Here is a 21491-nt window from a genome sequence, read left to right as displayed (position 1 = left end):
GGAGCTGCCGAAGGCTGTGATCGTTTGACCGGCAACCGCGATCCCAGAAACCCATAAGAAAAGCCAACACAACCAGAATTCCAGGAGCTTTCACCATGTCGTCGATTCGTCATTTCGCTTTGGCCGCGCTGGCCAGTGCCCTTTTTGCAGGCTCCGCGGTTGCCAAGGATTACGAGCTGCTCAACGTGTCGTACGACCCGACCCGTGAGCTGTATCAGGACTACAACGCCGAATTCATCAACTTCTGGAAGAAAGACCACGCTGGCGACACCGTGAAAATCCAGCAATCCCACGGTGGTTCGGGCAAGCAGGGTCGTGCGGTGATCGACGGTCTGCGCGCTGACGTGGTGACCCTGGCCCTGGCCGGTGACATCGACGAAATCGCCAAACTCGGCAAGACCCTGCCGGCCGACTGGCAGACGCGTCTGCCGGATGCGAGCACGCCTTACACCTCGACCATCGTGTTTCTGGTGCGCAAGGGCAACCCTAAAGGCATCAAGGATTGGGGCGACCTGGTCAAGAACGACGTGTCGGTGATCACGCCGAACCCGAAAACCTCCGGCGGCGCCCGCTGGAACTTCCTCGCAGCTTGGGCCTACGGCCTGAAAGCCAACGGCGGTGACGAGGCCAAGGCCAAAGACTACATTCAAACCCTGTTCAAACACGTGCCTGTGCTGGACACCGGCGCTCGCGGTTCGACCATTACCTTCGTCAACAACGGTCAGGGCGACGTGTTGCTGGCCTGGGAAAACGAAGCGTTCCTGGCACTGAAAGAAGACGGCGGCGCCGACAAGTTCGAAATCGTCGTGCCTTCGCTGTCGATCCTCGCCGAGCCGCCAGTGGCCGTGGTCGACAAGAACGCCGAGAAAAAGGGCAACGAGCAAATCGCCGAAGCCTACCTCAAGCACCTGTACAGCCCGGCCGGTCAGGAAATCGCAGCGAAAAACTTCTACCGTCCACGTGATAAAGACGTAGCGGCCAAATACGCCAAACAGTTCCCTAAACTGGACCTGGTGACCATCGACAAAGACTTCGGCGGCTGGAAAACTGCCCAACCGAAATTCTTCAATGACGGTGGCGTGTTCGACCAGATTTACCAGGCGCAGTAACTTGATTTGAGCCACACACGAGCCTGATGCTCAGGCACGGACCATGTGGGAGCGAGCCTGCTCGCGAAGACGGAGTGTCAATCGACAGTGATGTTGGCTGACTCGACGCCTTCGCGAGCAGGCTCGCTCCCACATTGATGCGTTTAGCAGACTGCTTTTTGACCAAGGACTTTTATGTCGCGTCGTATCTCCCCCGTCATACCCGGCTTCGGGCTGACGCTGGGCTACACCTTGGTGTACCTCAGCCTGATTGTGCTCATTCCACTGGCGGCCATGTTTGTGCATGCCGCCCAGTTAACCTGGGATCAGTTCTACGCCATCGTCACCGCACCTCGGGTGCTGGCGGCGTTGAAGCTGAGCTTCGGCACCGCGCTCTACGCCGCGATCATCAACGGCATTATCGGCACGCTGCTGGCCTGGGTGCTGGTGCGCTACACCTTTCCCGGCCGCAAGATCATCGACGCGATGATCGACCTGCCGTTCGCCCTGCCCACCGCCGTGGCCGGTATCGCGCTCACTGCGCTGTATACGCCGACCGGACTGGTGGGGCAGTTCGCCGCCGACATGGGCTTCAAGATCGCCTACACCCCCCTCGGCATTACCCTGGCGCTGACCTTCGTCACGCTGCCGTTCGTGGTGCGCACGGTGCAACCGGTATTGGCCGACATTCCCCGTGAAGTCGAAGAAGCCGCTGCCTGCCTCGGTGCCAAGCCGCTGCAGGTGTTCCGCTACATTCTGGTGCCCGCGCTGTTGCCCGCCTGGCTGACCGGTTTCGCCCTGGCGTTTGCCCGTGGCGTCGGTGAGTACGGTTCGGTGATTTTCATCGCAGGCAACATGCCGATGAAAACCGAGATCCTGCCGCTGCTGATCATGGTCAAGCTCGACCAATACGATTACACCGGTGCTACCTCCATTGGCGTGTTGATGCTGGTGGTTTCCTTCGTCCTGTTGCTGCTGATCAACTTGCTGCAGCGGCGCATCGAAACCCCATAAGGAGGCGCGAACCATGTCCCAATCGTCTATTGCGGCCGCCTCTTCGGCCAACGCCGCCCGCCGTGGCAGTGCTACGTCGCGGCGCATCCTGATCGGCCTGTGCTGGCTGGTGTTCACCCTGTTTCTGCTGTTGCCGCTGTTCATCGTGGTGTCCCAAGGCTTGAAAAACGGCCTGGGCGCATTCTTCACCGCGATCTTTGAACCGGACGCCTTGTCGGCGCTGAAACTCACGGTGATTGCCGTGCTGATTTCGGTGCCGCTGAACGTGGTGTTTGGCGTCAGCGCGGCGTGGTGCGTCAGCAAATACTCGTTCCGTGGCAAGAGCATGCTGGTGACGCTGATCGACCTGCCGTTCTCGGTCTCGCCGGTGATCGCCGGTCTGGTCTATGTGCTGATGTTCGGCGCCCAGGGCCTGTTCGGGCCGTGGCTTCAGGATCACGACATCCAGATCGTCTTCGCCTTGCCGGGCATCGTGCTGGCGACGATTTTCGTCACCGTGCCGTTCGTGGCCCGTGAGCTGATCCCGCTGATGCAGGAACAAGGCACTCAGGAAGAAGAAGCCGCGCGGCTGCTCGGCGCCAATGGCTGGCAGATGTTCTGGCACGTCACCGTTCCCAATATCAAATGGGGCCTGATCTACGGCGTGGTGTTGTGTACCGCGCGGGCGATGGGTGAGTTCGGTGCGGTGTCGGTGGTTTCCGGGCACATTCGCGGGGTGACCAACACCTTGCCGCTGCACGTCGAGATCCTCTACAACGAATACAACCACGTGGCCGCGTTCGCCGTGGCGAGCCTGTTGCTGATCATGGCGCTCTTCATCCTGCTGCTGAAGCAGTGGAGCGAAAACCGTATTAACCGCCTGCGCGCCAGCGCCGCGGAGGAATAATTCATGTCGATCGAAGTGCGTAACGTCAGCAAGAATTTCAACGCGTTCAAAGCTCTGAACGACATCAGCCTGGACATCCACAGCGGCGAACTCGTGGCCCTGCTTGGCCCGTCCGGCTGCGGCAAGACCACGCTGCTGCGGATCATCGCCGGCCTGGAAACCCCGGATCAGGGCAACATCGTGTTCCACGGTGAAGACGTCTCCGGCCACGACGTGCGCGATCGCAACGTCGGGTTTGTGTTCCAGCACTACGCCTTGTTCCGCCACATGACGGTGTTCGACAACGTCGCGTTCGGCCTGCGCATGAAACCGAAAAACCAGCGCCCGAGCGAAAGCCAGATCGCGGTCAAGGTGCATGAACTGCTGAACATGGTGCAACTGGATTGGCTGTCGGATCGCTACCCGGAGCAATTGTCCGGCGGCCAGCGCCAGCGTATCGCCCTGGCCCGCGCCTTGGCGGTGGAACCGAAAGTCCTGCTGCTCGACGAACCCTTCGGTGCACTGGATGCCAAGGTTCGTAAGGAACTGCGTCGCTGGCTGGCGCGGTTGCACGAAGACATCAACCTCACCTCCGTGTTCGTGACCCACGACCAGGAAGAAGCGATGGAAGTCGCGGATCGCATCGTGGTGATGAACAAGGGCGTGATCGAGCAGATCGGCTCACCGGGCGACGTCTACGAAAACCCGGCCAGCGATTTCGTGTACCACTTCCTCGGCGATTCGAACCGTTTGCACTTGGGTGATGATAACCATGTGCTGTTCCGTCCCCATGAAGTGTCGCTGTCGCGGCATGAACTGGAGGATCACCACGCGGCTGAAGTGCGGGATATCCGGCCGCTGGGCGCCACCACTCGGGTGACGCTGAAGGTGGAAGGCCAGAGCGAGTTGATCGAGGCTGAAGTGGTGAAGGATCACGACAGCCTGGTTGGGTTGGCCAAGGGTGAGACGTTGTTCTTCAAGCCCAAGGTTTGGCAGAAAGTCGCCAACATCTAAGGCAAAAGCTTCGCGGGCAAGCCTCGCTCCTACAGGGTCAACGTTGTCATCACGACCGACGAAAATCCTGTAGGAGCGAGGCTTGCCCGCGAATGCGATCTACGCCGCTGCGTTTTTCTGACGCACACGCACACCCCCAACCCGCGCCTCAATCTGCTCCTTGAGGTCCCGCCGCAACCCCACCAAAAACGCCAACTCCGCCACCACAAACAACGGCCCGACAATCAACCCCGTCACATCATCGACAAACGCTGGCTTACGCCCTTCGTAATGATGGCCGACAAACTGAATCGCCCAACCAATCACAAACATCGCCACGCCGCTGCTGAGCCAGATCATGGTGCTTTGTTGCGCGAGGATTTGCCCTGCCCAAATGCACAAGCCCAGCAACACCGTCATCAGCACCCCGAGGCGCAACTCCAGGCGCAAGTAAAACCACGCCGATGCCAGCGCCAGCAACACCGCCGGCGAAACCCAGCCGCCGGCCCATTGCGGCCGCGACAGCAACACCGCCACGGCCACCACAATCAGCGGAATGCCGATAAAGTGGCTGGCAATATTGCGCGGGTCACGGTGGTAGGCGGCGTATTGACTGAGATGGTCAACGAGGCTTTTCATTGTTATTCCTCCTGTAGGGTGACTGATCATGCCCCGGGGGCCGACGTTCGCTCTGTCAGCCAGGCGACAATCTCTAGGAGACTTCATGGATATGCAGGTCTGGCGTCCACGCCTGATGAGTGGGCAGTGGTTCAGTCATTTACCCGTTTCCTTACAGGATAGTCTGCTGGCAGCGGCCCGCGTGCGACGCCTGACGCCGGGGCAACGGCTGTTCAAGCGTGGCGATCCGCCGTGCGGGTTGTACGCGGTGCTTGAAGGTTCGGTGCGCATCGGCGCGGTAAATGATCAGGGCAAGGAGGCGCTGCTGAGCCTGGTCGAGCCGCCGCACTGGTTCGGCGAAATCTGCCTGTTCGATGGCCAGCCACGGACTCACGACGCATTCGGCGCAGGCCAATGCACCTTGCTGCACATCCCGCAAACCGCGCTGCTGAAGTTGCTCGACGAGCAGCCGCTGTACTGGCGGCAACTGGCCCTGCTGATGAGCCACAAACTGCGCCTGACTTTCATCAATCTCGAACAACTCAGCCTGATGCCCGCCCCGGCACGCCTGGCCCATCGACTGCTGATGATCGCCGAAGGTTATGGCGAAATCGACCCACCGCGTCGGGTGCTGCAACTGCCCCAGGAGCAACTGGCGTCGATGCTGTCCTTGTCGCGCCAGACCACCAACCAGATGCTCAAGGAGCTGCAGGGGCAGGGGATTATCGGCTTGGGCTACGGCGAAATCGAAATCCTCGATGCCGAGCGGCTCCGAGCATTAGCCACAATCTAACCTCCAACACAAACCCCCGTAGGAGCAAAGCTTGCTCGCGAAGAGGCCCGGCCAGTCAACAAACATTCGCCGACTGGCCCGGCCTCTTCGCGAGCAAGCTTTGCTCCTACAGGTTTTGCAATCTTCGAAGTTTGTGGTGGGCAACCGACCCGAACGCGCCTAGCCTGTACCCCTGATTAATCGAGGTGTGCCATGCGTGTCCTTTTAGTGGAAGACGAACCCGAAACCGCCAAACTCCTGGCCAACGGCCTGAGCGAAGCGAGCTATTCGGTGGATGTAGCGCTGAACGGCATGGACGGCCGGCGCTTCATCGAATCCGGCGAGTACGACCTGATCATCCTCGACGTCATGCTCCCGGGCCTCAACGGCTGGCAGCTACAGCAACAAATCCGCAAACTCGGCGAAACCCCGGTGCTGTTCCTCACTACCAAGGATGGTATTGAGGATCGACTGCGTGGGTTGGAGTTGCATGAGGATGACTACCTGCTCAAGCCGTTCGCCGTGAGTGAATTGGTGGCGCGGGTTCGGAAGTTGTTGCGGCGGGATCGGGGGCGCTGAGGTTTTTGCGCCGTCCGGGCTATCGCCTTCGCGGGCAAGCCTCGCTCCTACAAGGAATACGCATAACCCGTAGGAGCGAGGCTTGCCCGCGAAGAGGCCCGTCCAGGCAACCCACCTTCCAAATCTGTCACCGCAACCCATCCCGAAACTGCCCCGGCGTCATCCCCGTCCAGCGTTTGAACGCCCGGCTGAAGCTGCTCGTATCCGCAAACCCCAGCAAATAACTGATCTCACTCAACGAGCACTGCGGATCCCGCAGGTGCAGCAGCGCGAGGTTTTCGCGGCTTTCGTTGAGCAGGGTGTCGAATCGGCAACCCTCGTCCGCCAAGTGCCGTTGAAGGCTGCGCAGGCTCAGGTGCAGGGTCTTGGCGATGTGTTCGGCGCTGGGTTCGCCTTCGGGCAGTTGTTCTTCAATCGCATCGCGCACTTTGCGTTCCCAGGTCAGCGGTTTGAGCTGGGCCAGGGTGCGTTTGAGCACGGTTTCGTTGTGTTCGGCCAGTTCCGGGTTGGCGTCATCGAGGTGGCTTTCGAAATCCACCAGAGCGAATTCCAGTCGATCTTCATCGGCGGCGAAATACACCGGCGAGCGGAAGACTTTGTGCCATTGATGCGGGTCCGCCGGTTCCGGTCGGCGCAGGTACACCGCCAGTGGTGCGTAGTCGCGGCCCAGGCGATTGCGGCAGGTGCGCACGTAAATCGCCGCGAAGGCGTCAATCGCTTCGAAGGCCGGGGCCGGGTTGCCGGGTGGGACTTTCAGGCGAAAACGGTAACGATCCTCGCCGCGGGTCAGCTCCAGTTCCAGGGCATCGCTGACCACCTGGTGATAACGCACGATCCGCTCGAACACCTCCCGCAAACTGCCGCTGGCTACCAGCGCATAACCCAGCGCGTGGAACGTGGTCGGGCTGACGAACCGCGACACCCGCAGACCAATCGCCGGGTCACCGCTGACTTGCACGGCGATTTCCCACAGGCGTGTGGTGTTGGACAACGGATAACGGGCGTTAGGGTCGTCCATCAACTGCGGGTCAAGCCCCGCCTGGTGGCACAGGGCGGTGCTGTCCAGGCCCAACGCATCGAGTTGCTTGCGCAGGGCGCGAGTCCAGCTGGCGAGGGAGGTCGGTTCAGTCATGCTGATTGGCGCTTCCGGTCAACAGGTTGGCGTTCACGGCTACTACGTTGCGAGGGTTCACAAGGCAGGATGCGAACATCAATAACCAGAGGATGGAAGCATGGACGGTACTTCTGCAAGTCCCCAGCGACTGAATGCAGCCCAACGATCAGCCCATATTCGCGAAGTAGTGCTGGCCAAGGGCGTCGAATTGCGCAAACGCTACCCGATTCTCAACCATCAGGACGCCTTGGGCGCAGGCATTCTGGCCTTCGCCCTGGCCGGAATGATCGGTTCGGCGGCGCTCTACATCACCGGGCACATGGCCTGGTGGGTGTGCCTGTTGCTCAACGCATTTTTTGCGTCGTTGACCCACGAACTGGAACACGACCTGATCCACAGCATGTACTTCCGCAAACAACGCGTGCCGCACAACCTGATGATGGGCCTGGTCTGGCTGGCGCGGCCGAGCACGATCAATCCGTGGATTCGCCGCCATCTGCACCTCAATCACCACAAGGTCTCCGGCACCGAAACCGACATGGAAGAACGGGCGATCACCAACGGCGAGCCCTGGGGCTTCGCGCGGTTGCTGATGGTTGGTGACAACGTGATGTCGGCGTTTATCCGCATGCTGCGGGCCAAAACCTGGGCGCACAAATTCAGCATTATCAAACGCACCTTGAAGGTCTACGCGCCGCTGGCGCTGGTGCATTGGGGCGCGTGGTATGTGTTTCTCGGCTTCCATGCCGCCAACGGCATCGCGTACCTGATGGGCACGCCGATTGAATGGTCAGCGACCACGTTGTCAGTGATGCAGGTGATCGATATCGCGGCGGTGGTGATCATCGGGCCGAACGTGTTGCGCACTTTCTGCCTGCACTTTGTCAGCTCGAACATGCATTACTACGGTGATGTGGAATTGGGCAATGTGATCCAGCAAACCCAGGTGCTGAACCCTTGGTGGATGTGGCCGATGCAGGCGTTCTGCTTCAACTTCGGCAGCAGCCACGGGATTCATCATTTTGTGGTGAAGGAACCGTTTTACATCCGCCAGATGACCGTGCCGGTGGCGCATAAGGTGATGCGCGAGATGGGCGTGAGGTTCAATGATTTCGGGACGTTTGGGCGGGCGAATCGGTTTGTGCGCAAGGAGGAAGTACAAGGGCAAACCGTAGAGGGTGTGCGGGTGTGATGATCGTTCCCACGCTCTGCGTGGGAATGCCTCACCGGACGCTCTGCGTCCGCTTCTGGGACGCGGAGCGTCCCTGGCTGCATTCCCACGCGGAGCGTGGGAACGATCGGTGGTTAGTCGGGCTGAAACGGCGATTCACTCAAGATCACCCCGGTCTCATCCACATACCGCTGCCAATGCTCGATCAGCGCCGTAAGTTTGTCCGGCTGCAACAGCGCCAAATCATGAATCTCCCCCGGATCACTCCCCAGGTCATAAAGCTGCCAGGTCGCCGGCCCCACCGGCCCGGGGATGTACACCGCTTTCCACTGCCCCTGCCGAATCGCCCTGCGCCCAAACAGCTCCCACCCGGTGACCGTGTGTTCGTCATGCACCTGCGCCGTTTCGCCGGACAGAAACCCCAGCCACGATTTGCCGCGCAGTTCCGCCACGTCCTTGCCACGCCAACGCTTGCCCGGATGGCGCACACCGGCCAGGTCGAGAATCGTCGGCGTGATGTCCATCACCGTGCCAAACCCATGGCTGATCTGGCCCTTGAGCGAGAGCTGCGGGTAGTGCACCAACGCCGGCACGCGGATCCCGCCTTCGGTGGTGAAGGCCTTGAACAACCGTGATGGCGCGGTCGCGACCTGGGCCCAGCTCGGTCCGTACCAGACGTAGGAGTTGGCGCGGCCGATGTTGTCCAGGCTGTTGTTGTAATGCTGATTCAGATACGTCAGCAGCTCCGGGCCGAATTTCGGAAAGGCTTCCAGCAGCGCCCCTTCGGCGCCGTTGTCGGACATGAACAGGATAAACGTGTTGTCCAGTTGCCCCTGTTTGCGCAGGTACTCGACGACGCGCCCGATGTTCCAGTCCATGCGCTCGACCATCGCCGCATAAACCTCCATGGCCCGCGCGGACACCTGCCGTTGTTCGTCACTCAAGGCATCCCATTGCGCGTTGAGCTGGATCAGCGGATGGGGTTCGACATCGTTGTCTATCAGCCCCAGGGATTTGAGTTTTTCCAGACGCTCAAGGCGCAACACTTCAGGGCCGGCGTCATAGCGACCACGGTATTTTTCGACCACGTCCGCGGGCGCCTGCAACGGCCAATGCGGCGCGGAAAACGGCAGGTAGGCAAAGAAAGGACGCGTCTGATCGCGCTCCTTGAGGTACTGCAAAAGCTTGTCGCCAAAGGCGTCGGAGGAATAGAAATCCTTCGGCAGTTCATCGACAAAAATGTCGTCTTCGATGTACAGCGCTGGCGTGGATTTCAACAGCCCCGGCGTGTGTTCATCGTAAGTCGGCTCAAATCCGTAGTGGTTGGCTGCCCCCGGCAGCAGCGAGAACGAACGCTCGAAACCCCGCGCGTGCGGCGCCAATTCTGCAGTCAGACCCAGGTGCCATTTGCCGCTCATCAACGTCTGGTAACCGGCGTCGCGCAGCAGTTCTGGCAACGCTACCACGCGGTCGTTGAGATGACCTTCGTAACCCGGTTTGCCGATCAGGTCCGGGGTCAACGCTTCGGCCATGGTGCCGATGCCGGCGATGTGGTGGTCGGTGCCGGTAAGCAGCATCGAACGGGTCGGCGAACAGGTGGGCGCGGTGTGGAAATCGGTCAGGCGCAGGCCGTTGTTGGCCAGGGCATCAAGGTTCGGCGTAGCGATTTCGCCACCGAACGCGCCGATATCGGAAAAGCCCAGGTCATCGGCCAGGATCACCAGAAAATTGGGACGTTGCGGCATCAAAAGTCTCCTGTTCAGCAGGCAATGTAAGACAGCGGCAGGTCGCGGATCTGTACCGGCACGGTGGGTTGGTAATGGTCGTCGCTGGTGAGCTCGTGCAGCAGCTCTTCGCGCAATTGGTGGAAGTCGAAACTGCTGCGCTGGCGCGGGTGGGGCAGGGCGATGTCCACCACTTGCTTGATCCGTCCGGGACGCGGTTCCATCACCACCACACGGTCGGCGAGGAAGATCGCCTCTTCCACATCGTGGGTGACCAGGATCGTGGTGATCTTGGCTCGGCTGCGAATCGCCAACAGCTCGTCCTGCATCTGTTGGCGGGTCAGGGCATCGAGGGCGCCGAAGGGTTCATCCAGCAGCAGAATCCGAGGGCTGGCGACCAGGCCGCGAGCAATCGCCACCCGTTGCGCCATGCCGCCGGAGAGTTGATGCGGGTAGGCACGGGTGAAGTCTTTGAGGCCGACCAACTCGATGAAATCGTCTACACGTTTTTGCTTTTGCTCGGCGCTCAAGGGTTCGTTGACCAGGCCCAGGCCGATGTTGTCGGCCACCGTCAGCCACGGGAACAAACGGTGTTCTTGGAAGACGATCCCACGCTCGCCGCCGATGCCGCTGACCGCTTTGCCGTCCACGGTAATCTGCCCGCGAAACTGTGTGTCGAGCCCCACCAACAGCCGCAATAAAGTGGATTTTCCACAACCGCTGGAGCCGACAATGGCGACGAATTCGCCCTCGGCAATCTCCAGGTTGAATTCGCGAATCGCCTCCAGTTCAAAGCCATCGACATCGAAGGATTTGCCCACGTGGTTGAAGCTGACAATCGGTGCGTTCATGCGTGTCTCCAGCGGGTCGCGCGGATTTCCAGGCGTTGGCCAATAAGGTTGAGCAGGGCGCCGGTCAGGCCCACCAGGAGCATGCCGGCCATGATCAGGTCCATGCGCAGCAGTTGTTGCGCGCCGATCATCTGGCTGCCGATGCCGCCGTTGGACGGCATGAAATATTCGGCGCCGATGGTGCCGAGCCAGGCGTAGATCAGGCTCAGCCGCAGGCCGGCGAAAATCCCCGGCGCGGCGCCCGGCAAGACCAGACGGCGCAGACGTTGGCCAAGGTTCAGGCGCAGCACTTGAGCGGCTTCATTGAGTTGTGGCGAGAGGTTGGCGACGCTGCGTTGGGTGGCGATGAACAGCGGGAAAAATGCGGCGAGGGCGACGAACACCCATTTAGCCAACTCCCCCAAACCGAACCACGCGGTGAGCAACGGTACCCAGGCGAAAATCGCGATCTGGCGGATGGCGGCGAGGGTTGGGCCTAGCACCCGTTCACTGGTGCGCGACAGTCCCAGCAGCAAGCCCAGCGCAAATCCAAGTCCGCCGCCCAGCAACAGACCGCCCAGTGTGCGGCCCAGGCTCAGGGCCATGCCGCCGGTCAAGGTGCCGTCGAGCAAACCGTGCCAGGTGGTTTCCAACACGGCCAATGGGCTGACCAGAATATTCGCATCGATCCATTGCTGATCCGTCGTCACTTGCCACAACGCCAACAGCGCCAACGGCAGCAGCCACGGTTGCACTCGCTGCCAACCTGCGTAACGCGGCCCGCGCCGAATCTCTGCGGTGGCCGGGTGCGGCCAGTGCACCAGTTTTTTGTCCAGCAGACCGATACCGCGATCCATGGCCACACCAATAAAACCGATCACCACGATGACCACGAAAACGATGTCGAGCATGAACAACTGCCGCGCCCAGACCATCAAGTAACCGATGCCTTCGCTGGAGGCCAACAGTTCCACGGCCAGCAACGACGTCCAACCGGCCGCCAGCGCCAGCCGCACACCGGCCATGAACGCCGGCAACGCGGCGGGCAACACCAGGCGCCGAATCAACAATCGGGTGGGCAGGCGCAACACGGCGGCGGCTTCGCGCAGTTTGGGTTGTGCATCCCGCACGCCGACCAACGTGTGCAACGTCACCGGCACCACAATGGCCTTCACCAGCACCACCAGTTTCAACACTTCACCAATGCCGAAAAACACCATGAACAACGGAATCCAGGCCAGGGTCGGGACCTGCGCCAACCCGGCGAAGGTCGGGAACACCAAACGTTCCAGACGCCGACTGAAACCCAGCGATGCACCCAACACGGCACCAGCGCTGACCCCGGCGAGCAAGCCCCAGAACAAGCGTTGCAGGCTGATCCACAGATGACTCCACAATTCGCCCTGGGACAGTTCGACGGCGCTGCTCCAGACCAGGGATGGCGCCGGCAGGATTTGCTCGCTCATCCAGTGATTGCGGCTGGCCAGCCACCAGAGGGTGAACAGGCTGATGGGCAGCAACCAGGGCAACAACCGATGGCTCAGGCTTGGCCAAAGGCGCCGGCCATTGAGCGGCGGGGCGGCCAGCGGCAGGCTGAGAAGGGAAACACGGGCCATGGATGACCTCCGTTTTTGACCTTGTGTAGGAGCGAGGCTTGCCCGCGAAGAGGCCGTCAGATCCAGCATTGATGTTGGATCTGGCATCGCCTTCGCGGGCAAGCCTCGCTCCTACAGAGGATCGGTGTACGCAAAAGAGGATCGGTGTATGCAAAATCGATCTATAAAAATTCAAATCAATACTATTGAGAGATAAGCCAAGCCATTTAAGGCCTCCAGGCCACACGCATCCAATGCATTCGAAGAATATTTTCGATGCTGTTTATGCATACCCACCGGAAAGCCCCGCGTTGACTGGTATAGATCCAAAAGATATAAAAATGTGAATTTATAGTATTTAAGTGCTGGCTCCGATTCAGCCTACGTTCTGCTCCTCAACGCTGTCGCCACCAGGAGCCGCACCCATGAATCGTCCCTTCAAACGTGTCATCAGTCTGTTCGCCATACCGGCGCTGGCGGGGTTGCTGGCGTTTACCGCCAACGCTGACGAACTCAAGGAAATCCGGATCGCCGTGCCCGACCTCAGCGCCGGCACCCAGCACAGTGGCGGCGGCATCGCGGATGTATTGCGCGACCAGCAGATCTACGAAAAAGCCTTCGCCGATCAGGGCATCAAGATTCAGTGGAGTTTCTTCAAGGGTGCCGGCCCGGTGATCAACGAAGCGTTCGCCAACGGTCAGGTGGACCTCGCCTATCTGGGTGACCTTGCGGCGATCATTGGCAAGTCCAACGGGCTGGACACGCGCCTGCTCAGCGCCTCCGCACGCGGGGTGAAACAGTATCTGGGCGTGGTGCCCGGCTCGGGGATCAAAACCCTGCAAGACCTCAAGGGCAAACGCGTGGCGATCTTCCGTGGCACCGCCACGCAGTTGTCGTTCGATGCGGCGCTTGCCAGCCAGGGTTTGAGCGAGAAGGATGTGAAGGTGATCAATCTGGACTTCAACGGCGCGGTGGCGGCCCTGGCGGCCAAGCAGATCGATGCGTCGTGGGGCAGCTCTGGGCTGACCGCGTTGCAAGCCAAGGGCCTGGCCGAGTTGCCGTTGAATACCAAGGATTTGGGTGGGGCGGGCAGTGTGCAGGCCGTGTTGGTGGGCACCGGCAAGTTTGTTGACGAGCATCCCGACGTCGTCGCGAAACTGCTCAAGGCGCAGCAGCAAGCGGTTGAGTGGTTGACTCAGGACAGCAACAAAGACGCGTACATTCAGTTGGTGTCGGGGCTGGCGAGTTATCCACCGTTGATTCTTCAGCAGGATTTGCAGGATCAGAAATTGAGCGAAGTGTTCCCGTCGACCCTGGATCCGGTGTTCCTGGGGAAATTGCAGGATGCGGTGGATCTGGCGTCGCAGCAGAAGCTGATTCGCAAACCGTTCAAGGTGACGGATTGGGTGGTGCCGGAATTGGCTGCGGCCAAACTTTAACCGATCGTTCCCACGCTCCGCGTGGGAATGCCTCAACGGACGCTCCGCGTTCGGCTTTGGATGGGACGCGGAGCGTCCCGGGCTGCATTCCCACGCGGAGCGTGGGAACGATCATCACACCGCGACGGCGATCTGCTGCTTATCCACCGCCACCAATGTCTCAATCATCGCCCGCGCTGCCGGCGACAACCGAAACCCCGTGCGACTGACAATCCCGCACCGCGCATTCATGCTTTCAATGTTCTGTGGCAAGTTGCGCCAGTGCAGCAACATCAGCGAACCCTTGGCAATGTCCTCGACAAACGCCTCTTCCGTGCCGACGCCAATCGCGTTGGATTGCAGCACGATCTTCACCAGCGCCGGAAAGTGTTCGGTCTCAATGGTCGGTGAAAAATCCATCCGCCCACTGAGGTTCGCCAGCAGTTTGCGAATGCCCGGCGGGATCAGCGTGGTCGCCAGTGGATAGTCGAACATGTCGTTGGTCGACAGGCTGTCCTTGACCAGCAGCGGATGCCCCGGCCGGCAGAAAAATACGCCGCGCTTGGGCGTCAACGCCTGGGTCTGGAAATTCGGGTCGGCCTCGAAATGGCGAATGTCGGCGATGAAGAATTCGATCTCTTCGCGGCTCAGGGCGCGGCTGAGTTTTTCCCAGTTATCCACCTGAAAACAGGTGCGCACTTTAGGGTGTGCGTTGATGAATTGCGCCACCGCATCCGGCACCAGTTTCACCGCTGGCGCGGGGCCGCAACCGAAGCGCAGTTCACCGGCATCGAGCTTGGTCATCTGCGTCACTTCGGCGCTGAGCAGCGCTGCGCCTTGTACCAGGGTCAGGGCGTGTTGCAGCACCACCTGGCCCTCGGGCGTGGGGCGCAAATCCTTGTTGCCACGGTCCACCAACACACAGCCGAACTCTTGCTCCAGCCCTTGGATACTGCGGCTGAACGCCGGTTGAGTGATGCCCATGGCGTCAGCCGCGCGGACAAAACTGCGGTGTTCGTTGAGGGCGATGAAGTAGCGCAACTGGCGAAGATCCATATGCTTTTGCGGCATCCTAAAAATAGCTCGAAGGCATTTGCGACGAAGGTTGCTTGAGGTTTTAAATGCAAGCTCTTATTCCGTCAACGAAGCATGTGAATATCTATTAGACCTAAATTGAATATAGATAGAGCATTGTTTCGCTGTCGTTCAACCGTCAGCAGTCCGATCGAGGGTCTACCCATGAGCAATGCCGCTTTAGCTGTAAAACCCGCTGTTCACGCGCTTGAAATCCATCCGGTGGCCGGTCGGATTGGTGCCGAGATCCGCGGCGTGCAACTTTCCGGCGAGCTGGACGCCAGCACCGTAGAAGCCATTCAGCAGGCGCTGGTGCAGTACAAAGTCGTGTTCTTCCGTGAGCAGACCCAGCTCGACGATCAGAGCCAGGAAGCCTTCGCGCACTTGCTCGGCGAACCGGTGGCGCACCCGACCGTACCGGTACGCGACGGCACCCGTTACCTGCTGGAGCTGGACGGCGCTGAAGGCCAACGCGCCAACTCCTGGCACACCGACGTGACCTTCGTCGAGGCGTACCCGAAAGCCTCGATCCTGCGCTCGGTGGTCGCCCCGGCGTTCGGTGGCGATACGTTCTGGGCCAACACCGCCACCGCCTACAACGAACTGGCGCCGGAACTGCGGGAACTGGCGGACAAACTCACCGCCGTACACAGCAATGAATACGACTACGCCGGCGCCAAGCCCGACGTGTCGGCGGAGAAGCTGGAGCGCTACCGCAAGATCTTCACCTCCACCGTTTACGAAACCGAACACCCGGTGGTGCGTGTGCACCCGATCAGCGGCGAGAAGAGCTTGTTGCTGGGGCATTTCGTGAAACGCATCAAGGGTTACTCCCAAGCGGATTCGGCGCACTTGTTCGGGCTGCTGCAAAGCCATGTCACGCGTTTGGAAAACACCGTGCGCTGGCGCTGGAAGGCCGGTGATGTGGCGATCTGGGATAACCGTTCGACCCAGCATTACGCGGTGGATGATTACGGAACCCAGGATCGAATCGTTCGCCGGGTGACGTTGAAGGGTGAAGTGCCGGTTGGGGTGGCGGGGCAGCGCAGTCAAACCATCAAAGGCCTTTGAGAACCTGATCGTTCCCACGCTCCGCGTGGGAATGCAGCCCGGGACGCTCTGCGTCCCATCCAGGAGCCGAACGCGGAGCGTCCGTGGAGGCATTCCCACGCAGAGCGTGGGAACGATCAGAGGAGCGTCACCACACGCCGATCTGGACCAGTTTCTCGGTCTCCGGCTCGCCATAACGAAACCGCTGCCCACGCAAATCAATCTCCTGATGACTGATGGTGGTACGCCGCTTCAACCCCCGCACCCACTCGAACAAATACCCCGCATGTTCCTCGCGCACCACCGCAAACGCCGGGTCCGCGCCTAAATCCTGCAACTCCTGCGGATCATTCAGCAGATCAAACAGCTGCGGCCGAAACCCGTCATACGCCAGATACTTCCAGCGCTCGCTGCGCACCATGGTCATGCGGCAACGATCAATCGGCTGCGCCAGACGCTCCCGCGCCGGGGCCTGGAAGGCGTAGTCGTATTCGCTGATCGCATAGCGGCGCCAGTCGGTCTGCACGCCGTGCAATAGCGGGATAAGTGAGCGTCCTTCCAGCCTGTGTTCGGCGCTCGGCAAACCCAGTGCTTCTAGAAAGGTCGGCAACGCATCGATGGTTTCCACCAGTCGATCATCCACCGATCCACGGGTAACATCCGCCGCCACACGCGGGTCGCGAACGATCAGCGGAACCCCCACCGCAGGCTCCAGCAAAAACTCTTTTTCCCCCAGGTAATGGTCACCCAGGAAATCACCATGATCGCTGGTGAACACAATCAGCGTGTCATCCCAGCGCCCATTGCTCTGCAGAAAATCGAACAACCGCCCGAGCTGATCGTCGATCTGTTTGATCAGCCCCATGTAGGTCGGCACCACGTTCAACCGCACCTCGTCCCGGGAGAAATTGAGGCTCTCTTCATGCTGGCGAAACGCGTTGTACACCGGGTGATCGCTCGCCTCCCCAGCCGCTGCGCGTACCGGTTTGATCACCTGATCGGCGCCGTATAACGCGTGATACGGCGCCGGGGCGATGTAGGGCCAGTGGGGCTTGATGTACGACAGGTGCAGGCACCACGGCTGCTCACCTTGCTCACCGATGAAGTCGATAGCGCGGTCGGTGGTGTAGACGGTTTCCGAATGCTGTTCGGGGACTCGCGCGGGGAGATGGGCGTTGCGCATTTTCCAGCCGCTAAGGATTTCGCCGCTTTCACCTTCGGCTGCATTGGCCCAGTCGTGCCATGGGTTGCGACCCTCGAAACCGTGCTCGCGCAAGTAATGGGTGTAGGGCGCGGACTCGCGTTTGTCGTCGAATATCGGGTCGTCGGGGAAGATGCCGTCATGGCGAAAGTACGCTTCGAAACCGACCTCGTTCAGCACTTCGGCTTGTTCGCTGGAGGGATGGATCGCCAGCCGTTGCAAGGCATCCAGATTAGGTGTGGCGTGGGTCTTGCCCACCAGCGCGGTGCGGATGCCATGGGGGCGTAGATAGTCGCCGATGGTCAGTTCTTCCAGGGGCAACGGCACCGCGTTCCACGCCACTTGATGGCTGCTGACATAGCGCCCGGTGTAGGCCGACATCCGCGATGGGCCGCAGATAGTGCCTTGGGTGTAAGCGCGGCTGAAACGTACGCCTGCGGCGGCCAGGCGATCGATATTCGGCGTGTGCAAATGCGGGTGGCCGTAGCACGACAGGTAATCGCGGCGTAGTTGATCGCACATGATGTACAGCACATTGCGTACGGGTTTTTGGGTGTTGGGCATGGGGTTCACCGATCGGAAGACAGGCGAGGGTTTTCGCTGGTGGGGCGGGGTTGGGGCAAGTGCATTTGGGGAATGGGTTTTATGCAGTGGGTGCATCGGCGGCCAGAAAATCGCCATCGCGGGCAAGCCTTGCTCCAACAGGTCCGGGCGCCACAAACCCGTAGGAGCAAAGCTTGCTCGCGATAGCGGTATGTCAAACAGCCAGATTCTCCAGCGAACACACGTCCTCATCCTGCTGATCAATTGCCTTGATCTGCGCAATCATCGCCTCGGCCAACGGCGACAACCGATACCCGGCGCGACTGACAATCCCGTACCGCGTGTACAACTCCTCCAGATCATCCGCCAACCCATCAATCTTCAAACAGACCAATTCACCCCTGGCCAGGTGCAGCGCATCTGAATAAGCGCCGACAATCCCGATGGCATCCGAACGCATCACCACGCTCAGCAAGCTGTAGCTGTTTTCGCATTCCACATTCGGCGTGAAATCCGGACGCCCACTTAAATCGACGATGACTTTGCGCAGGTTCGGCGGGCGAATGCTGACGGCCATCGGATAGCTCATCAACTCTGCAGCAGTGACGCTTTCGCGCCCCGCCAATGGATGCCCGGCACGACAGCAGAAATGCCATTTGCGCGGACGCAAGCGTTGGGTCAGGTAATCCGGGTCCGCTTCGAAATAGCGGGTGTCAGCGACAAAGAACTCAAACTCCTCGCTCAGCAACCGCTTGCTCAAGCTCTGCCAATCGTCCACCTGAAACTGCACCCGTGCTTTCGGATAGCGCCCGATGAAGGCGCCGATGGCACGCGGGATCAACCCCGCCGCCGGCGCCGGGCCACAGCCGAAACGCAACTCCCCAGCTTCCAGGCCATTGAACTGGCTGATCTCGTTGGCCATCTGCTGCGCGCCGCTGACCAGACGTCGCGCATGTTCGAGCAACACCTGGCCCTGTTTGGTCGGCGCCAGGTCCTTGCGTCCACGGTCCACCAACTGACAACCGACGCTGTGTTCCAGGGCCTGGATGCTGCGGCTGAAGGCCGATTGCGAGAGGTTCACCGCCAGCGCGCCCGCGACAAAACTGCGCTGGTCGGCGAGGGCGATGAAGTGGCGGAGTTGGCGCAAATCGATATGCATTTTTCACATAAAAAATATCGGGCGAATGCATTGGATATGCATCAGGTGGACTCCTTATAAAGGCAATCTCTTATGCAGTAAATCTTTGTAAAAACATAAATAAATAACTTAAAAGAATATGCACTGTTGAATGTCACTGCGTGTTTTTTGACCAGGAGCCGCCCCATGAGTCCGTTGAACCTTGCCTCGCCCCTCTCGCCCCGACGGCTCAAACGCCTGCCCCTGGCCCTGTTGCTGGTGGGGAGCGCCCAGGCTTATGCGGCTGACAGCACAACCCCAGAAGCGGCCCCCGCCGGTAAAACCACCGCCGACAGTTCGCAACTGGAAACCGTGACCGTCACCACTCGCCGTCGCGAAGAAAGTTCGCAAGACGTACCAACGCCGATGAGCGTCATCAGCGGCCAGGCCCTGGAAACCCAACGGGTATATCGCATCCAGGATTTGCAGCAACTGGTGCCCAGCGTCAACGTCGCCTACATGCATGCGCGCCAGTCCAGCGTGTCGATCCGCGGTCTCGGTAACAACCCGGCCAGCGACGGTTTGGAAGGCAGCGTCGGGCTCTATATCGACAACGTTTACCTCGGGCGGCCGGGCATGGCGGTGTTCGACTTGATGGACATCGAACAACTCGAAGTCCTGCGCGGTCCGCAAGGCACGTTGTTCGGCAAAAACACCACCGCCGGGGTGATCAACATCAGCACCCGCGCGCCGTCATTTACCCCGGAGCGCAGCATCGAAACTTCGGTGGGCGAGGACGGTTACTTCCAGACCAAGGGCACGATTTCCGGGCCGCTGAACGACGAACTCGCCGGGCGCTTTTCCGCGTACCGCACTCGCAGCGATGGCGACATCAAAAATGAATTCAACGGTCATGACTTGAACGGTGGTTCTCGCGACGGTTTCCGTGGGCAATTGCTGTACAAGCCCAACGAGTCGTTCAACCTGCGCTGGATCGGCGACTACAACGAAGAGGATTCCAGCGCCGGCACCCGCGTGTTGTACAACACCGGGCCGACCATCAACGGCGTCAACCTCTACTCGGCGCGGGCCGCAGCGGCCGGTGCGACGCTGGTCAACGGCGCCCACCGCAAGGTCAATCTGGATAACGATCAACACGTCACCGTGCATCAGGGCGGCACATCGGTGGAGGCCAATTGGACCTTGCCGAATGACTTCACCCTGACGTCGGTCAGTTCCTATCGCTGGTGGAATTTCACCCCGCGCAACGACGACGGCCTGAACGTGCCGGCGAGTTATAACGCCGGGGTCTCGGTGGAGGATAAGCAGTACTCCCAGGAATTTCGCCTGGCGTCGCCCAAGGGGGAGTTCTTCGATTACGTCCTGGGTGCCTACTACTTCGGCTCGGACCTGGACAACAAATCCTTCTCCTTCTACGGCCCGCAAGCCGATATCTGGAACGGCACGCCCCGTGGTGCGCTGGCCAACGTCGATAGCGTCGGTAACGGCCATATCGAAACCAACAGTTTTGCGCTGTTCGCCCAAGGCACTTGGCACCTCACCCCACGGCTGGACTTTACCGCAGGCGTGCGTGGCACCTATGAAGAGAAAAACGCCTGGGTGACGCGAGATGCACCGCTCGGCGGCGCGGCGGTGACGGGCGCGGCGGCCACCGCCAGACGCGGTCGCGCCGGGGCTTATGACTCCGGGGATTTGAATCAGTACAGCTCCAGTCCTTCAGGCTTGCTGAACCTGAGTTACCGCTTCACCGATGATTTGCTCGGGTACGCGACCCTGTCCCATGGCGAGAAGTCCGGTGGCGTAAACCTCGCCGTGGGGTCCGCACCCACGGCGGGCGCCGACTCGTTACTGATCGGCACCGAGCGCGCCAACAACGCCGAACTCGGTTTCAAAAGCACCCTGTGGGACAAGCGCCTGCAACTTAACGCCAACGTGTTCTGGACTCAGGTCAACGCCTACCAGACCAACGCCTACGACGACGTCAACCGTGTGCAATACCTGACCAACGCCGGCTCCGTGCGCTCTCGCGGCGTGGAAGTCGAAAGCACGATCATCCCGTTGCGCGGCCTGACCCTCAACCTCAACGGCTCCTTCAACGACGTCAGCTACCTCTCCTACAAAGATGCACCGTGCCCGCCGGAAGTCAGCCTGCGCCCAGGCGCACCGGCCTCTTGCGACCTCAGCGGCCACCAAGTGGTCGGCGCGTCAAAATGGATCGGCAACGCCAACGGCGAATACAAATGGAACCTGAGCAACGGTTTCGAAGAGTACGTCACCGCCAGCTACGCGTTCCGCTCCAAAGCCGTGGGCACGGTGGAAGATTCTGACTACGGGCAGATCCCGAGTTACGCGGTGGTCAACTTATCCACAGGCCTGCGTGGCGACTTCAACCAGGGGCAGTGGGATGTGTCGCTGTGGCTGAAAAATGCGTTCGATAAAACTTATTACACGACACTGTGGACCGGTGGTAACGGCGGCTATGAAGGCTTGCTGGGCACGCCTCGGACTTTGGGGCTGACCGGTCGCTATGATTTTTGAATCGGCTTAGTGCGAACCGAAGTAATGTTTGAATGTTTTGGAATAACTTATAAAGACTTCGCATAGTGGCTATCGCATTTTCGTCGAGCAATAGTATGTTTCGCCGTGGACAAGAAGCGATTGTCGAACCATGCTCTGTTGCGTGAGTTTCCAGGAGGAAACTTGC

The 21491-nt window shown here is 60.2% G+C and carries 18 protein-coding genes; 10 read left to right on the top strand and 8 right to left on the bottom strand.

All coding sequences use genetic code 11. The features are described from left to right. Nucleotides 1–95 precede the first annotated feature (95 nt). The 4 genes from BK667_RS27870 (at nt 96) to BK667_RS27850 (ending at nt 3981) form a co-directional block, all read left to right on the top strand. Nucleotides 96–1109: a sulfate ABC transporter substrate-binding protein gene (locus BK667_RS27870; protein ID WP_123515969.1), complete on the top strand. Its 1014-nt coding sequence runs from the start codon at nt 96–98 to the stop codon at nt 1107–1109. Nucleotides 1110–1283: 174 nt separating this feature from the next. Next, the gene (gene cysT, locus BK667_RS27860; RefSeq protein ID WP_123402746.1) at nt 1284–2102 is read left to right on the top strand and encodes a sulfate ABC transporter permease subunit CysT; all 819 of its coding nucleotides are present in this window, start codon (nt 1284–1286) and stop codon (nt 2100–2102) included. Between the two features lie 13 nt (nt 2103–2115). Continuing rightward, nucleotides 2116–2988 (top strand): sulfate ABC transporter permease subunit CysW, encoded by an 873-nt coding sequence (gene cysW / locus BK667_RS27855; protein ID WP_054050211.1) that lies wholly within the window; start codon nt 2116–2118, stop codon nt 2986–2988. A 3-nt stretch (nt 2989–2991) separates the two neighbouring features. Then, nucleotides 2992–3981 carry a sulfate/molybdate ABC transporter ATP-binding protein gene (locus BK667_RS27850; protein ID WP_054050209.1) on the top strand — a complete coding sequence of 330 codons (990 nt, stop codon included), beginning with the start codon at nt 2992–2994 and terminating at the stop codon, nt 3979–3981. A 99-nt stretch (nt 3982–4080) separates the two neighbouring features. On the opposite strand, the gene BK667_RS27845 is transcribed toward BK667_RS27850, so the two are convergent. Then, nucleotides 4081–4599: an Mpo1 family 2-hydroxy fatty acid dioxygenase gene (locus BK667_RS27845; RefSeq protein WP_123599502.1), complete on the bottom strand. Its 519-nt coding sequence runs from the start codon at nt 4597–4599 to the stop codon at nt 4081–4083. An 85-nt stretch (nt 4600–4684) separates the two neighbouring features. Between BK667_RS27845 and BK667_RS27840 the strand changes: the two genes are divergently transcribed. Both BK667_RS27840 and BK667_RS27835 read left to right on the top strand, forming a co-directional pair. Then, complete coding sequence (locus BK667_RS27840; protein WP_123599501.1) at nt 4685–5371, top strand: Crp/Fnr family transcriptional regulator; 687 nt, start codon at nt 4685–4687, stop codon at nt 5369–5371. Nucleotides 5372–5563: 192 nt separating this feature from the next. Beyond that, nucleotides 5564–5929 (top strand): response regulator, encoded by a 366-nt coding sequence (locus BK667_RS27835; protein ID WP_123515958.1) that lies wholly within the window; start codon nt 5564–5566, stop codon nt 5927–5929. 127 nt (nt 5930–6056) lie between these two features. Here the strand turns inward: BK667_RS27835 and BK667_RS27830 are convergent, their stop codons facing one another. After that, entirely contained in the window at nt 6057–7061 is a 1005-nt protein-coding gene (locus tag BK667_RS27830; RefSeq protein WP_123515956.1) for an AraC family transcriptional regulator, read from the bottom strand. Nucleotides 7062–7161: 100 nt separating this feature from the next. On the opposite strand from BK667_RS27830, the gene BK667_RS27825 reads away from it, so the two are divergent. Further along, nucleotides 7162–8235: a fatty acid desaturase gene (locus BK667_RS27825; protein ID WP_123599500.1), complete on the top strand. Its 1074-nt coding sequence runs from the start codon at nt 7162–7164 to the stop codon at nt 8233–8235. Nucleotides 8236–8348: 113 nt separating this feature from the next. Here the strand turns inward: BK667_RS27825 and BK667_RS27820 are convergent, their stop codons facing one another. Genes BK667_RS27820 through BK667_RS27810 form a run of 3 tightly spaced genes read right to left on the bottom strand, consistent with a single transcriptional unit; the run spans nt 8349 to nt 12384 of the window. After that, nucleotides 8349–9959 carry an arylsulfatase gene (locus BK667_RS27820; RefSeq protein ID WP_123599499.1) on the bottom strand — a complete coding sequence of 537 codons (1611 nt, stop codon included), beginning with the start codon at nt 9957–9959 and terminating at the stop codon, nt 8349–8351. A gap of 14 nt (nt 9960–9973) precedes the next feature. Beyond that, nucleotides 9974–10789 (bottom strand): ABC transporter ATP-binding protein, encoded by an 816-nt coding sequence (locus BK667_RS27815; RefSeq protein WP_123599498.1) that lies wholly within the window; start codon nt 10787–10789, stop codon nt 9974–9976. After that, on the bottom strand, nt 10786–12384 hold the full coding sequence (locus BK667_RS27810) for an ABC transporter permease (RefSeq protein ID WP_123599497.1): 1599 nt from the start codon (nt 12382–12384) through the stop codon (nt 10786–10788). The genes BK667_RS27815 and BK667_RS27810 overlap by 4 nt, the downstream gene beginning before the upstream one ends. 404 nt (nt 12385–12788) lie before the next feature. On the opposite strand from BK667_RS27810, the gene BK667_RS27805 reads away from it, so the two are divergent. Beyond that, the gene (locus tag BK667_RS27805; protein ID WP_123599496.1) at nt 12789–13802 is read left to right on the top strand and encodes an ABC transporter substrate-binding protein; all 1014 of its coding nucleotides are present in this window, start codon (nt 12789–12791) and stop codon (nt 13800–13802) included. 114 nt (nt 13803–13916) lie between these two features. On the opposite strand, the gene BK667_RS27800 is transcribed toward BK667_RS27805, so the two are convergent. Then, on the bottom strand, nt 13917–14837 hold the full coding sequence (locus tag BK667_RS27800; RefSeq protein WP_123515940.1) for a LysR family transcriptional regulator: 921 nt from the start codon (nt 14835–14837) through the stop codon (nt 13917–13919). Nucleotides 14838–15020: 183 nt separating this feature from the next. On the opposite strand from BK667_RS27800, the gene BK667_RS27795 reads away from it, so the two are divergent. After that, complete coding sequence (locus tag BK667_RS27795; RefSeq protein WP_123599495.1) at nt 15021–15926, top strand: TauD/TfdA dioxygenase family protein; 906 nt, start codon at nt 15021–15023, stop codon at nt 15924–15926. A gap of 127 nt (nt 15927–16053) precedes the next feature. Here the strand turns inward: BK667_RS27795 and BK667_RS27785 are convergent, their stop codons facing one another. Beyond that, complete coding sequence (locus BK667_RS27785; protein ID WP_123599494.1) at nt 16054–17670, bottom strand: alkaline phosphatase family protein; 1617 nt, start codon at nt 17668–17670, stop codon at nt 16054–16056. Between the two features lie 193 nt (nt 17671–17863). Then, nucleotides 17864–18808: a LysR family transcriptional regulator gene (locus BK667_RS27780; protein ID WP_123599493.1), complete on the bottom strand. Its 945-nt coding sequence runs from the start codon at nt 18806–18808 to the stop codon at nt 17864–17866. A gap of 165 nt (nt 18809–18973) precedes the next feature. Here BK667_RS27780 and BK667_RS27775 point away from each other — a divergent pair, with 165 nt between their 5' ends. Further along, complete coding sequence (locus BK667_RS27775) at nt 18974–21325, top strand: TonB-dependent receptor (protein WP_123599492.1); 2352 nt, start codon at nt 18974–18976, stop codon at nt 21323–21325. Nucleotides 21326–21491 lie beyond the last annotated feature (166 nt).

The sequence above is a fragment of the Pseudomonas frederiksbergensis genome (genome assembly GCF_003732705.1).
Taxonomy (GTDB): domain Bacteria; phylum Pseudomonadota; class Gammaproteobacteria; order Pseudomonadales; family Pseudomonadaceae; genus Aquipseudomonas; species Aquipseudomonas frederiksbergensis_F.
This window is presented reverse-complemented; position numbering and strand designations above follow the sequence as displayed.

Coding starts and splice junctions, on each gene's coding strand:
- BK667_RS27870 (WP_123515969.1), top strand. CDS start 96: ATGTCGTCGATTCGTCATTTCGCTTTGGCCGCGCTGGCCAGTGCCCTT.
- cysT (WP_123402746.1), top strand. CDS start 1,284: ATGTCGCGTCGTATCTCCCCCGTCATACCCGGCTTCGGGCTGACGCTG.
- cysW (WP_054050211.1), top strand. CDS start 2,116: ATGTCCCAATCGTCTATTGCGGCCGCCTCTTCGGCCAACGCCGCCCGC.
- BK667_RS27850 (WP_054050209.1), top strand. CDS start 2,992: ATGTCGATCGAAGTGCGTAACGTCAGCAAGAATTTCAACGCGTTCAAA.
- BK667_RS27845 (WP_123599502.1), bottom strand. CDS start 4,599: ATGAAAAGCCTCGTTGACCATCTCAGTCAATACGCCGCCTACCACCGT.
- BK667_RS27840 (WP_123599501.1), top strand. CDS start 4,685: ATGGATATGCAGGTCTGGCGTCCACGCCTGATGAGTGGGCAGTGGTTC.
- BK667_RS27835 (WP_123515958.1), top strand. CDS start 5,564: ATGCGTGTCCTTTTAGTGGAAGACGAACCCGAAACCGCCAAACTCCTG.
- BK667_RS27830 (WP_123515956.1), bottom strand. CDS start 7,061: ATGACTGAACCGACCTCCCTCGCCAGCTGGACTCGCGCCCTGCGCAAG.
- BK667_RS27825 (WP_123599500.1), top strand. CDS start 7,162: ATGGACGGTACTTCTGCAAGTCCCCAGCGACTGAATGCAGCCCAACGA.
- BK667_RS27820 (WP_123599499.1), bottom strand. CDS start 9,959: ATGCCGCAACGTCCCAATTTTCTGGTGATCCTGGCCGATGACCTGGGC.
- BK667_RS27815 (WP_123599498.1), bottom strand. CDS start 10,789: ATGAACGCACCGATTGTCAGCTTCAACCACGTGGGCAAATCCTTCGAT.
- BK667_RS27810 (WP_123599497.1), bottom strand. CDS start 12,384: ATGGCCCGTGTTTCCCTTCTCAGCCTGCCGCTGGCCGCCCCGCCGCTC.
- BK667_RS27805 (WP_123599496.1), top strand. CDS start 12,789: ATGAATCGTCCCTTCAAACGTGTCATCAGTCTGTTCGCCATACCGGCG.
- BK667_RS27800 (WP_123515940.1), bottom strand. CDS start 14,837: ATGGATCTTCGCCAGTTGCGCTACTTCATCGCCCTCAACGAACACCGC.
- BK667_RS27795 (WP_123599495.1), top strand. CDS start 15,021: ATGAGCAATGCCGCTTTAGCTGTAAAACCCGCTGTTCACGCGCTTGAA.
- BK667_RS27785 (WP_123599494.1), bottom strand. CDS start 17,670: ATGCCCAACACCCAAAAACCCGTACGCAATGTGCTGTACATCATGTGC.
- BK667_RS27780 (WP_123599493.1), bottom strand. CDS start 18,808: ATGCATATCGATTTGCGCCAACTCCGCCACTTCATCGCCCTCGCCGAC.
- BK667_RS27775 (WP_123599492.1), top strand. CDS start 18,974: ATGAGTCCGTTGAACCTTGCCTCGCCCCTCTCGCCCCGACGGCTCAAA.